The 12,165-nt window shown below is 65.5% G+C and carries 11 protein-coding genes and 1 pseudogene; 8 read left to right on the top strand and 4 right to left on the bottom strand.

Features of this window, described 5'->3' with window-relative positions:
* Positions 1 to 9 precede the first annotated feature (9 nt).
* From HUI96_RS14955 to HUI96_RS14940, 4 genes are all read left to right on the top strand, one after another.
* A complete protein-coding gene (locus HUI96_RS14955; protein WP_188255570.1) occupies positions 10 to 1,032 on the top strand; it encodes a LacI family DNA-binding transcriptional regulator in 1,023 nt (340 codons plus the stop codon).
* A gap of 30 nt (positions 1,033 to 1,062) precedes the next feature.
* Positions 1,063 to 2,037 (top strand): 2-hydroxyacid dehydrogenase, encoded by a 975-nt coding sequence (locus tag HUI96_RS14950; RefSeq protein WP_188255460.1) that lies wholly within the window; start codon positions 1,063 to 1,065, stop codon positions 2,035 to 2,037.
* Between the two features lie 170 nt (positions 2,038 to 2,207).
* A complete protein-coding gene (locus HUI96_RS14945; RefSeq protein WP_188255459.1) occupies positions 2,208 to 2,957 on the top strand; it encodes a YebC/PmpR family DNA-binding transcriptional regulator in 750 nt (249 codons plus the stop codon).
* A 2-nt stretch (positions 2,958 to 2,959) separates the two neighbouring features.
* A complete protein-coding gene (locus HUI96_RS14940) occupies positions 2,960 to 3,250 on the top strand; it encodes a SelT/SelW/SelH family protein (RefSeq protein WP_188255458.1) in 291 nt (96 codons plus the stop codon).
* Positions 3,251 to 3,259: 9 nt separating this feature from the next.
* On the opposite strand, the gene HUI96_RS14935 is transcribed toward HUI96_RS14940, so the two are convergent.
* The 3 genes from HUI96_RS14935 to HUI96_RS14925 all read right to left on the bottom strand — a co-directional run bounded on the left by HUI96_RS14935 (position 3,260) and on the right by HUI96_RS14925 (position 7,245).
* Positions 3,260 to 4,717: a dihydrolipoamide acetyltransferase family protein gene (locus tag HUI96_RS14935; RefSeq protein ID WP_188255457.1), complete on the bottom strand. Its 1,458-nt coding sequence runs from the start codon at positions 4,715 to 4,717 to the stop codon at positions 3,260 to 3,262.
* Positions 4,718 to 4,809: 92 nt separating this feature from the next.
* A complete protein-coding gene (locus HUI96_RS14930) occupies positions 4,810 to 5,823 on the bottom strand; it encodes an alpha-ketoacid dehydrogenase subunit beta (protein ID WP_188255456.1) in 1,014 nt (337 codons plus the stop codon).
* A 189-nt stretch (positions 5,824 to 6,012) separates the two neighbouring features.
* Positions 6,013 to 7,245: a 3-methyl-2-oxobutanoate dehydrogenase (2-methylpropanoyl-transferring) subunit alpha gene (locus tag HUI96_RS14925; RefSeq protein ID WP_188255455.1), complete on the bottom strand. Its 1,233-nt coding sequence runs from the start codon at positions 7,243 to 7,245 to the stop codon at positions 6,013 to 6,015.
* Positions 7,246 to 7,732: 487 nt separating this feature from the next.
* Here HUI96_RS14925 and ffh point away from each other — a divergent pair, with 487 nt between their 5' ends.
* From ffh to rpsP, 3 genes are read left to right on the top strand one after another with little or no spacing between them, the layout of a single operon-like run.
* Positions 7,733 to 9,340 carry a signal recognition particle protein gene (ffh, locus tag HUI96_RS14920; RefSeq protein WP_188255454.1) on the top strand — a complete coding sequence of 536 codons (1,608 nt, stop codon included), beginning with the start codon at positions 7,733 to 7,735 and terminating at the stop codon, positions 9,338 to 9,340.
* A gap of 7 nt (positions 9,341 to 9,347) precedes the next feature.
* A complete protein-coding gene (locus HUI96_RS14915; protein ID WP_237684140.1) occupies positions 9,348 to 9,728 on the top strand; it encodes a chorismate mutase in 381 nt (126 codons plus the stop codon).
* 32 nt (positions 9,729 to 9,760) lie between these two features.
* Complete coding sequence (rpsP, locus tag HUI96_RS14910) at positions 9,761 to 10,153, top strand: 30S ribosomal protein S16 (RefSeq protein ID WP_188255453.1); 393 nt, start codon at positions 9,761 to 9,763, stop codon at positions 10,151 to 10,153.
* Positions 10,154 to 10,193: 40 nt separating this feature from the next.
* Here rpsP and hmgA read toward each other — a convergent pair whose 3' ends face one another.
* Complete coding sequence (gene hmgA, locus HUI96_RS14905; protein WP_188255452.1) at positions 10,194 to 11,507, bottom strand: homogentisate 1,2-dioxygenase; 1,314 nt, start codon at positions 11,505 to 11,507, stop codon at positions 10,194 to 10,196.
* Positions 11,508 to 11,776: 269 nt separating this feature from the next.
* Here hmgA and rplU point away from each other — a divergent pair.
* Positions 11,777 to 12,136: pseudogene (rplU, locus tag HUI96_RS14900) on the top strand (50S ribosomal protein L21); the annotation flags it as partial.
* Between the last annotated feature and the right edge of the window lie 29 nt (positions 12,137 to 12,165).

Here is a 12,165-nt window from a genome sequence, read left to right as displayed (position 1 = left end):
GAGGTCAAGCTGGCGCAGAAGATCAAGCTTTCGACGATTGCCGATGCGCTTGGTGTCTCGACCGCGACGGTGTCGCTGGCCCTGCGCGACAGTCCGCTCGTAGCGGACTCGACGCGGGACCGCATCAAGGAGCATGCCCGCACCATCGGCTACATCTACAACAGGCGGGCGGCAAGCCTGCGCACTTCCCGGTCGGGCATCGTCGGGGTTGTGGTGCACGACATCATGAACCCCTTCTTCGCCGAGATCCTGCGCTCCATCGAGACCGAGCTCGACCGCAGCCGGCAGACCTTCATCCTCTCCAACCACTACGACCAGCTCGAGAAACAGCGCACCTTCATCGACACGCTGCTGCAACTGGGCGCGGACGGCGTGATCATGTCGCCCGCGATCGGCACGCCGCCGGAAGACATCAGGATGGCGGAGGAGAACGGGTTGCCCGCGGTCCTGATCGCGCGCACCGTCGAGAACGCCAACGTTCCGGTGTTCCGCGGCGACGACGCCTATGGCACCGCGCTGGCGACCAACCACCTGATTTCGCTCGGTCATACCCGAATCTCGATGATCGGCGGCACAGACCAGACCTCGACCGGCCGCGACCGCTATCAGGGCTATGTCGACGCCATGGAGAAGGCCGGGCTGGAGGTAAAACCCTCCTGGCGCATCCCGGGGCCGCGCACGAAGCAGGCTGGGTTCGAGGCTGCCAGCCAGTTCCTCGCGCTGAAGGACCATCCGACCGCGGCGGTGTGCTGGAACGATCTGGTCGCCATCGGCCTGATGAACGGCATTGCGCGCGCGGGGCTGACGCCGGGCGTCGATATTTCGGTGACCGGCTATGACGATCTCGAGGAGGCCGCAATCGCCACGCCGGCCCTGACGACGGTGTGGAATGGGCAGCGCGAGGTCGGACGACGCGCGGCGCGCGCCCTTCTCGACAAGCTCGCGGGCACGGCGCTGAAGCCCTCGCAGGAGCTGATAAAGCCCGAATTGCACGTGCGCCAATCGACCTCGCGGCCGGTCGAACGCGCCTGATCCTTTCAATCCAGAACAGAGCGGAACGCAATGCCTTCCAATACCAAGTCGGTTGTCGTGCTAGTGCCGGGAAAGCTCAACCAGCACGCGCTGGAGCGCATCGGAAACGAGTTCGAGCTGGTGCCGATCGACAGCGTCTCGGCCTCCCTGGTGACGTCCGAGATCGCCGCGAAGGTTCGCGGGATTGCCAGTGCGGCCGGTGCTGACGCTACCCTGATCGACGCCCTGCCCAATCTCGAGATCATCGCCAATTTCGGCGTCGGCTACGATGCCGTGGACTCCAAGCACGCCGCGGCCAGGGGCGTCATGGTCACCAACACGCCGGACGTGCTGACCGAGGAGGTCGCGGACACCGCGATCGGGCTACTTCTCAATACGGTGCGCGAGCTCGGCCGCTCGGAGAACTGGCTACGCGAAGGCAAATGGGTGAGCGATGGCAATTACCCCCTCACCCCGCTGACGCTGCGCGGCAGGAGCGCCGGCATCTTCGGCATGGGCAGGATCGGGATCGCGATAGCCAAGCGACTGGAGGCGTTCGGCCTCTCGATCGCCTATCACAACCGACGCCCCGTCGAGGGCGTCGATTACACCCATCATTCGACCCTGAAGGGTCTGGCCGAGGCGGTCGACACGCTGATCTCGGTCGCGCCAGGCACGCCCGAGACCGCCAAGGCCGTCAATGCGGAGATTCTCGCGGCGCTTGGGCCGAACGGCGTCTTCATCAATATCGGGCGCGGCATGACGGTGGACGAAGATGCGCTCGCGAAGGCGCTAACCGATGGAATCATCGCGGCTGCCGGCCTCGACGTCTTTGCCAACGAACCGCACGTGCCGCAGGCGCTGCTCGATGCGCCAAACGCGACGCTGCTGCCGCATGTCGGCTCTGCTTCCGTCCATACCCGCCGCGCCATGGCCGACCTCTGTGTGGACAACCTCGTGTCGTGGTTCTCCGAGGGCCGACCGCTGACCGCTGTTCCGGAGACCGCTCACATCAAGGTCGGCTGACAACTCCAACCGCCGAGGCGCAACTTGAGAGCGTTCTGCGGCGAATCGCAATAGTCGGATTTCGACGAACTTGGAGTGCGCAAGACCGCGACTTCTGGACGTGTGACCGCATTTCTGTCTATAAGCCCCCAGCTCCAGAAATCGCCGAACCTCCTTCAGGCAGTGACGTCATGGCCGGTCATTCACAATTCAAGAACATCATGCACCGCAAGGGCCGCCAGGATGCGGTCCGCTCAAAAATCTTCTCCAAGCTGGCGCGCGAGATCACCGTTGCGGCCAAGCTCGGCGCCCCCGACCCCGAAATGAATCCCCGCCTCAGGCTCGCCATCCAGAACGCCAAGGCGGAGTCCATGCCCAAGGACAACATCCAGCGGGCGATCAACAAGGCGATCGGCGGCGACACGGAGAACTATGACGAGGTCCGCTACGAGGGCTATGGCCCGGGCGGCATCGCCCTCATCGTCGAGGCCCTGACCGACAATCGCAATCGCACCGCGTCCAACGTCCGCGCCGCCTTCACCAAGGCCGGCGGTGCACTCGGCGAAACCGGCTCGGTGTCTTTCCTGTGGGACCGGGTGGGCGAGATCTTCTACAAGCCGGAGGCGGGCGATGCCGACAAGGTGATGGAAGCCGCCATCGAGGCCGGCGCCGAGGATGTCCATTCCGACGAGAACGGGCACATTATCCAGTGCACTTTCGAGGATGTCGGCGAGGTCTCCAAGGCGCTCGAGGCCGCGCTCGGCGAGGCCGAAAGCGTAAAGATCATCTGGAAGCCGCAGACCAACGTCCCGGTCGACGAGGAGCGCGCCCAGTCGATCATGAAGCTCGTCGCGCATCTCGAGGACGACGACGACGTCCAGAACGTCTATGCCAACTTCGAGGTCGACGAAGCGACCCTGGCCAAGCTGAGCGCCGCCTAAGGATGAACGATCGGCAGGCCAAGCCGGCCGTCACGATCACCTATTGCACGCAGTGTCATTGGCTGCTGCGTGCCGCGTGGATGGCGCAGGAGCTGCTCTCGACCTTCGGAACCGATCTCGGCGCGGTGACGCTCGTGCCCGGCACGGGCGGCATCTTCACCATCACCTGCAACGAAACCCTGGTCTGGGACAGGAAGCGCGGCGGCGGCTTTCCCGATGCGGCCAAGCTGAAGCAGCTCGTGCGCGACGTCATCGACCCCGAGCGGGATCTCGGCCACGCCGACCGGCGCTGACGGTCACTCCTAATCCTCCACGAAGATCAGCGCCGGCGTCTCCAGCAGCGCCTTGATCCGCTGCACGAACACGGCAGCATTCCAGCCGTCGACGACGCGGTGGTCGAAGGAGGAGGAGAGGTTCATCATCTTGCGCGGCACGAATTGCGAGCCGTCCCAAATCGGCCGGACCACAATCTTGTTGACGCCCACGATCGCCACTTCCGGATGATTGATGATCGGCGTCGTCGCGATCCCGCCGAGCGCCCCCAGCGAGGTGATCGTGATGGTAGAGCCGGAGAGTTCCTCGCGTGTCGCCGTGCCGGCCTTCGCTGCTTCCGACAGTCGCGTCAGTTCGGACGCACAATCGAACAGATCGCGGGCTTCAGCATGGCGCACGACCGGCACCATCAGCCCCGAGGGCGTCTGGGTAGCGATACCGATATGCACGCCGCCGAAGCGGTGGATCACGCCCGACGCGTCGTCGAAATGCGAATTCACGATCGGCTGCTCGCGGATCGCTTTCACCATCGCCCGCATCAGGAAGGGCAGCACGGTGAGTTTTGGACGGCCGGGTCGGTCCTCCCTGTTCAGTTTCTCGCGAAGCTCCTCCAGCGCGGTGACGTCGACCTCCTCGACATAGGTGATGTGCGGGATGCGCGACCACGCCAGCGCCATCTTCTCGGCGATCCTGCGGCGCAGGCCGACGATCTTGATCTCCTCGACCGACGTGTCGGCGGCAAGATGTGGCCGGGCAGTAGGTGCGGGACCTCGCCTGAGAAACACATCGAGATCCTCATGGGTGATGCGTCCGGCCGGCCCGGTCCCCGGCACCTGGCGCAGGTCGATGCCGCCCTCTTTTGCGCGTAGCCGCACCGCTGGCGAAGCCAGGGGTTTTCCATCGGCGATCCGGGCCGTCGGACGTGCGCCCTCTGGTCGCGCAGAGATCGCGGCAGCTCGGATCCCTGCGCTCGTATGAGCGCTGAGGCGCGCGCTGGTGCCGGCACCGGCACTCGGGCCAGCGCCAGCGCCGATACCGCCGCGGATCTCCGTCGTAGTAACAGTATCCGATCTCAGCGCAGCAGCCGCTGCGGCCGCACCGCTCGCGTGCCCGCTTACTTTGACCGCCAGTTCCGTCGCCTCTGGCGGAGGCGGAATATGCTCACCCTCCTCCGACATTCCGTCCGCGAGCGGCGCCTTGTCCTCGCCATCGTCCATGGGCGCATCGCGACCGGTAGACCCGGCGGCTCCAACCTTGAGGCGGACGATTGGCGAGCCGACCGGCACCGATTGGCCGATCTCGGCCCCAAGCCAGATCACCTCGCCGTCGACTGGCGAAGGAATCTCCACGGTCGCCTTGTCGGTCATCACGGCCGCGAGCACGCTGTCCTCGCGCACGAGGTCTCCGACCTTCACATGCCACTCGACGAGCTCGGCCTCCGCCACGCCCTCTCCGACGTCCGGCAGCTTGATCACGTGCTCAGGCATGGCGGCTTCTCCTTCCGCCGTGACTGTGAATGGCGCCCTCACCCGGGTGAGGGGGAGAAGTGAAGCTGGTGTCGAGGCAAGTTTTCCGCATCTCACGCCTCCATCGTCTCAACCAAGGCGCGGCCAACTCTCGCCGGGCCTGGAAAATAGTCCCACTCCTGCGCGTGCGGATACGGCGTGTCCCAGCCGGTGACCCGGATGACCGGAGCTTCCAAATGATAGAAGCAGTGGCGCTGCACCAGCGCGGCAAGCTCGGCGCCGAAGCCTGAAGTCAGCGTCGCCTCGTGCACGACGACGCAGCGGCCCGTCTTCGAGACGGACTCCTTGATGGCGTCGAGGTCGAGCGGGAGCAGCGTCCGCAAATCAAGAATCTCGGCGTCGATGCCGGTCTCCTCGGCCGCCGCCTCCGCCACATAGACCATCGTCCCGTAGGCGAGCACGGTGAGCGCCGAGCCTTCGCGCCGCACCGCCGCCTTGCCGAGCGGGACGGCATAGTGCCCGTCCGCAACCTCGCCCAGCGGGTGTTTTGCCCAGGAGGTGACCGGCCGCTCGTGGTGGCCGTCGAAGGGACCGTTGTAGAGGCGCTTCGGCTCCAAGAAGATCACCGGATCGGGGTCCTCGATCGAGGCGATCAGCAGCCCCTTGGCATCAGCGGGGTTCGATGGCACCACGACCTTCAAGCCGGACACGTGCGTGAACAGCGCCTCGGGGCTCTGGCTGTGGGTCTGGCCGCCAAAGATGCCGCCGCCCGTCGGCATGCGGATGACGATCGGGCAGGTGAACTCGCCGTTGGAGCGATAGCGGATGCGCGCCGCCTCCGAGACGATCTGGTCGTAGGCGGGATAGACGTAGTCGGCGAACTGCACCTCGATGCAGGGCCGCAGCCCGTAGGCCGCCATGCCGATGGCCACGCCGACGATGCCGAGTTCGCTGATCGGCGTGTCGAAGCAGCGGGTTTTTCCATACTTCTGCTGCAGGCCCTGCGTGCAGCGGAACACCCCGCCGAAATAGCCGACGTCCTCGCCGAACACGACGACCCGCTCGTCCTGCCCCATCGCGACGTCCATCGCGTCGCGGATCGCCTCGATCATGGTGCGGCGGGGCATTAGGGGGCTCCTCGCCGGCTCGGCGTTGCCCTCCCCCTTGAGGGGAGGGTGGCCGCGAAGCGGCCGGGAGGGGTCGCCTCGGCCGTGCGTGACGCAATTTGGGAGTCGAGCGCTGCCGCTCGGACCCCCTCTGTCGCCTTCGGCGACATCTCCCCCTCGAGGGGGGAGAGAACGTGGGCGATTTTCATCCTACACCCCCGCTTCCTGCCGCTGCCGGCGCAGGTGCGGCGGCATTTCGGCATAGACGCCCTCGAACATGTCGCGCACCGAAGGCTTGCCGCCGGCGTGCAGCGTGCCGTGACTTTCGGCCTCCTTCTGCGCGGCGATCACGGTGTCGAGGATCTCGGCCTCGGCCTGGCGGTGCCGCTCCTCCGACCATGCACCCTTGCGGATCAGATGCGCCTTCAGCCTCAGCACGGGGTCGCCGAGCGGCCAGGCGGCGGACTCCTCCTTCGGCCGGTAGGCGGAGGGGTCATCCGAGGTCGAATGGGCGCCGACGCGGTAGGTGACGTATTCGACCAGCGTAGGGCCGAGGTTGCGCCGCGCCCGGGCAATCGCCCATTTGCCCACCGAGTGCACGGCGAGATAGTCGTTGCCGTCGACCCTGAGCGACGGGATGCCGAAGCCGAGACCTCGCGCCGCGAAGGTGCCGGAGCCGCCGCGGGCAATGCCCTGGAAGGTCGAGATCGCCCACTGGTTGTTGACGATGTTGAGGACGACCGGCGCACGATAGGTGGAGGCGAAGACCAGCGCGGCTTGGAAATCGCTTTCGGCGGTCGAGCCGTCGCCGACCCATCCGACGGCGATCCTGGTGTCGTTGCGGATGGCGGACGCCATCGCCCAGCCCACCGCCTGTACGAATTGTGTCGTGAGGTTGCCGGAGATCGAGAAGAAACCGTAGTCGCGCGCCGAGTAGAGCACCGGCAGTTGGCGCCCCTTCAGCGGGTCGCGCTCGTTGGAAAAGATCTGGTTCATCATGTCGACCATCGGATAGCCACCCGCGATCAGCAGGCCGGCTTGGCGATAAGTCGGAAAATTCATGTCGCCGGGCTGGAGCGCCTTGCGGAAGGCGCAACTCACCGCCTCCTCGCCCATGTGCTGCATGTAGAACGAGGTTTTTCCCTGGCGCTGGGCATTGAGCATGCGGGCGTCAAACGTCCTCAGCGTCATCATGTGGCGGAGACCTTCGAGCAGTTCCTCGTCGGTCAGCGTTCCCGCCCAGGGGCCGACTGCCTCGCCCTCGCGGTTCAGCACGCGGATGATGGAGAAGGCGAGGTCGCGGATCTCGCGCGGGTCGACGTCGACCTCGGGCCGAGGCACCGAGCCGGCCTTGGGGATCGGCACGTTCGAGAAGTCGGGCGTACCGCCCGGCCGGACCTCCGGTTCCGGAACGTGAAGGCTGAGCGGCGCGTAACGCGTCATCCGATCCTCCCTGCCGCTGGCGCAAGCCTTTCTCAAACGAGGCTGCATTGCAATGCGCCTTGTGGGCGGCGCAATTTGTGCGGGCATGGAATAAGATAGCGCAAAGGCCGGAAAAGTTCCTGGCGATCTCGGAGGCGCAGGGGCAATTTGCTTGCGCAGATTGCTTCTTTTGCTGTGCCGATGTTGCGCGCGCCCGCGGATCGCTTGCTGGTTGGGGGCGGCGGAATCCGCTGCCGCGCCGCCCTGCCACCCAGCCAAGCTTGACTTTCCGTTGGTTTTCTTGTTGAAGCCCGCAAAACTCCGCGACGAGTAGATACTCCGAGCGCCGACCGGGACGCCGTTAGACTGGACCGATCCCGGAGGCCAACACCCGGCAGCGCGATGCGCCCCCGGGTGCTTTTCGGCTTTGTGCCGGCGCTCGAGCTTCCATCTCGCCCCTGGAGCCACTACCTCTCGGGTCGACAAGACGCGAGACAAGGGAAGCTTGATGTTCGAGAGCCTTCAGGAACGGCTTGGTTCCATCCTCAACGGCCTGACCGGCCGCGGCGCGCTGTCGGAGGCCGACGTCTCCGCGGCTCTGCGCGAGGTCCGCCGTGCGCTGATCGAGGCCGACGTGGCGCTCGAGGTGGTCCGCTCCTTCACCGACAAGGTGCGCGCCAAGGCCGTCGGTGCCGAGGTGCTGAAGTCGATCAAGCCTGGCCAGATGGTCGTCAAGATCGTCCACGACGAGCTTGTCGAGATGCTCGGCGCGGAAGGCAAGACGATCGACCTCAACGCGCCCGCGCCGGTCGTCGTCATGATGGTCGGCCTGCAGGGCTCCGGCAAGACCACCACCACCGCCAAGATCGCCAAGCGGCTCACCGAGCGCCAGGGCAAGAAGGTCCTGATGGCCTCGCTCGACACGCGCCGTCCGGCCGCGCAGGAGCAGCTGCGGCAGCTGGGCGAGCAGATCAAGGTCGCGACCTTGCCGATCATCGCCGGGCAGTCGCCGGTCGACATCGCCAAGCGCTCCGTCCAGGCCGCGAAGCTCGGCGGACACGATGTCGTCATCCTTGACACCGCCGGCCGAACGCATATCGACGAGCCGCTGATGGCCGAGATGGCCGAGATCCGTCAGGTCTCGAACCCGCACGAGATCCTGCTGGTGGCGGACTCGCTGACCGGCCAGGACGCCGTCAATCTCGCTAGGAACTTCGATGAGCGCGTCGGCATCACCGGCCTGGTGCTCACCCGCATGGACGGCGACGGGCGCGGTGGCGCAGCCCTTTCCATGCGCGCTGTCACCGGCAAGCCGATCAAGCTAATCGGCGTCGGCGAGAAGATGGACGCGCTGGAGGAGTTCCATCCCAAGCGCATCGCCGACCGCATCCTCGGCATGGGCGACATCGTCTCGCTCGTCGAGAAGGCGGCCGAGACCCTCGACGCGGAAAAAGCCGCGGCGATGGCCAGGAAGATGCAGTCCGGCAAGTTCGACCTGAACGATCTCGCCGATCAGCTGCAGCAGATGCAAAAGCTCGGCGGAATGGGCGGCATCATGGGCATGATGCCCGGCATGGGTAAGATGAAGGACCAGATGGCGGCGGCCGGTCTGGACGACAAGATGTTCGGCCGCCAGCTCGCTATCATCTCGTCGATGACCAAGGCCGAGCGCGCCAATCCCGACATGCTCAAGCACAGCCGCAAGAAGCGCATTGCCGCCGGTTCGGGCACCGACGCCGCCGAGATCAACAAGCTGCTGAAGATGCACCGCCAGATGGCCGACATGATGAAGGCGATGGGCGGCAAGGGCAAAGGCGGCGGCATGATGCGCGGCCTGATGGGCGGCATGGCCCAGAAGATGGGTCTGGGCGGTCTCGCCGGCGGTATGGGCGGAATGGGCGCCCTGCCCGATCTCTCCAAGATGGACCCCAAGCAGCTCGAGGCTCTGCAGAAGCAGGCCGAGGCGGCCGGCCTCGGCAAGGGGCTTCCGGGCGGACTGCCTGGGATGCAGGGCGGCGGCCTGCCGGGACTTCCCGGCGGCGAACTCCCCGGCCTTCCCGGCGGCATGAAGCTGCCGGGCCTCGGCGGCATGCCGGGCCTCGGCAAGAAGAAGTGAGGGGGAGATGAAGGAGCAGGACGCCTACGACCCCATTGCCGCCGGTTACAAGACCGTGACGGACGCCTATGAAGCGCTGAAGATATATCGCGCCTCGATCGACAATATCGACGCTGCCCTCATCCACATGCTGGCGGAGCGTTTTCGCTGCACCAAGGCGGTCGGCGTGCTGAAGGCCACTCATGGCTTGCCACCGGCTGATCCGTCTCGCGAGACCCAGCAGATCGCCCGCCTGCGGCGGCTGGCGCAGGAAGCCAATCTCGACCCCGACTTCGCGGAAAAGTTCCTGAACTTCGTGGTCAAGGAAGTCATCCGCCATCACGAGCAGATCGCCGCTTCCAACGGTGGTCCTCAGCTGGCCGGGACCGGCGATACCGAATCCAAATGAATCTCAACGGATCGAACTTTTAGGAGAAAGACATGTCACTGAAGATCCGACTGGCCCGCGCGGGCTCCAAGAAGCGTCCCTACTATCATATCGTCATCGCCGACGTGCGGTCGCCGCGCGACGGACGCTTTATCGAGATCGTGGGCGCCTGGAACCCGCTGCTGCCGAAAGACGCCGAGCGCGTGAAGGTCGACGCCGACCGCGTGAAGCATTGGCTCGGCAACGGCGCGCTGCCGACCGACCGCGTCGCCCGCTTCCTCGATGCGGCCGGCCTGACGAAGCGCGAGGCGCGCTCAAACCCGACCAAGGCGCTGCCGGGCAAGAAGGCCCAGGCTCGTCTCGACGCCATCAAGAAGGCGCAGGAAGAGGCCGCTGCGGCCATCGCCGCCGCGACTGCTGCGCCCGAGGAAGGCGCTGCTTCCTGATAGGTTCTCGAAAGGGCGCGGCGCTGCCGCGCCCTTTATCCTAGCTCCAATCCCCTTCCGGCGTGCCGTTGAAGCGTTTCTTCAGGCGCGACCAGCAGTCGATGTAGTCCTCCTGCAGCGTTTCCAGATCTGCGGCGTAGCGCGTCAGCATCTGCGGGAAGCGCGTCTCGAACATGAACGCCATCGTGTCTTCGAGCTTCACCGGTTTCAGCTCGGCGCGTGAGGCTTTTTCGAATCCTTCCGCATCCGGCCCGTGCGCCAGCATCATGTTGTGCAGGCTCATGCCGCCCGGCACAAAACCGGTTTCCTTGGCGTCGTAGCGGCCGCGGATCAGGCCCATGAACTCGCTCATCACGTTGCGATGGTACCAGGGTGGGCGGAAAGTATCCTCGGCCACCAGCCAGCGCGGCGGGAAGATGACGAAGTCGACATTCGCCGTCCCCTCCTCGCCCGAAGGCGCGGTCAAGACCGTGAAGATCGACGGGTCGGGATGGTCGAACAGGATGGCGCCGACTGGCGAGAAGGTCGAAAGGTCGTATTTATAGGGCGCATAGTTGCCGTGCCAGGCGACCACGTCGAGCGGCGAATGGCCGATCTCGGTGACGTGGAATGAGCCACACCATTTCACGACAATCCGGCAGGGCGTCTCCTTGTCCTCGAACCACGCGACCGGCGTCTTGAAGTCTCGCGGGTTGGCCAGGCAATTGGCGCCGATCGGACCGCGGTTGGGCAGAGTGAACTTCGCCCCGTAGTTCTCGCAGACATAGCCCCGCGCCTCGCCGTCCGGCACCTCGACCCTGAACATCAGGCCGCGCGGCAGCACGGCGATCTCGCCGGGCACGAGCTCGATGATGCCCATCTCTGTGACGAAGCGTATGCGGCCGGTCTGGGCGACAACGAGCATTTCGGCGTCGGCATTGAAGAAGTGGTCGTCCGTCATCGAGCGATTTGCGAGATAGATATGCGAGGCCATGCCGGACTGCCCGAGCGCATCGCCGGCAGTGGTCATCGTCCGCATGCCCTGGAGGAAATCCGTCGGCTCCGAAGGCATGGGCGGCGGGTCCCAGCGGTATTGGCCGAGCGCCAGCTCGTGGTCGCCCATGTTGGGAGCCGTCTTCCAGTTCGGAAACTCAGCTCGGCGGAAGCGGCGGTGATGCTTCACGCTCGGGCGGATGCGGTAGAGCCAGGACCGCTCGTTGGCGCCGCGCGGCGCGGTGAAGGGCGAGCCCGAAAGCTGCTCGGCATAGAGGCCGTAGGCCGGACGCTGCGGCGAGTTTCGGCCCTGGGGGAGGGAGCCGGGGAGCGTCTCCGTCTCGAAGTCGTTGCCGAAACCGGGCATGTAGGAAAGCGTCATCGTCGTCCTCCTCGCAGTCGGCCCTCGTGCCGCATTGTAGACTCGTCTCCTGCAGGCTCAATCAGGAACAACGGCAAAAGGGCCTGAGCGCTGCTGTCCGGGTTGACTCATCCGTGACCCTGGGGTAGGGACGCGGCAACCGGCGCGGAGTCTTTTCCCGCGCTGGTTTCGTTTGAACGCTCGGCGTTCATATATCGCAACGACTGATAAAAAGACGGCTAGGTCGCGATGGCGGCCGAAATGCCGGACCGAACAGCGAAAGGCTAAAGATGTTCGCAGTCATCAAGACTGGTGGCAAGCAGTACCGCGTTGCCGCCAACGATGTGATCAAGATCGACAGGCTTGCCGGAGAGGCGGGCCAGGTGGTGGAATTCGGCCAGGTTCTGGCCTTCGGTGAGGGCGACAGCGCCACCTTCGGCGCGCCCTTCGTGGAAGGTGCGGTCGTCAAGGCCGAGGTGGTCGAGCAGGGCCGTGGCCGTACGGTCATCGCGTTCAAGAAGCGCCGCCGGCAGAATTCGCGCCGCAAGCGCGGCAATCGCCAGCACGAGACGACGGTGCGGATCACCGAGATCCTGACCGGCGCTCCGAAGAAGGCAAAGGCCGAAAAAAAGGCTGAAGCCCCGGCCGAATCCGAGTAAGACGAGAACCGAAGGAGAAG

This window comes from Pseudaminobacter soli (ex Zhang et al. 2022), from assembly GCF_014595955.1.
In the GTDB taxonomy this organism is placed as follows: Bacteria; Pseudomonadota; Alphaproteobacteria; order Rhizobiales; family Rhizobiaceae; genus Kumtagia; species Kumtagia pseudosoli.
Note: the sequence above shows the minus strand (reverse complement) of the source record. Positions and strands in the feature narration are given on the sequence as shown.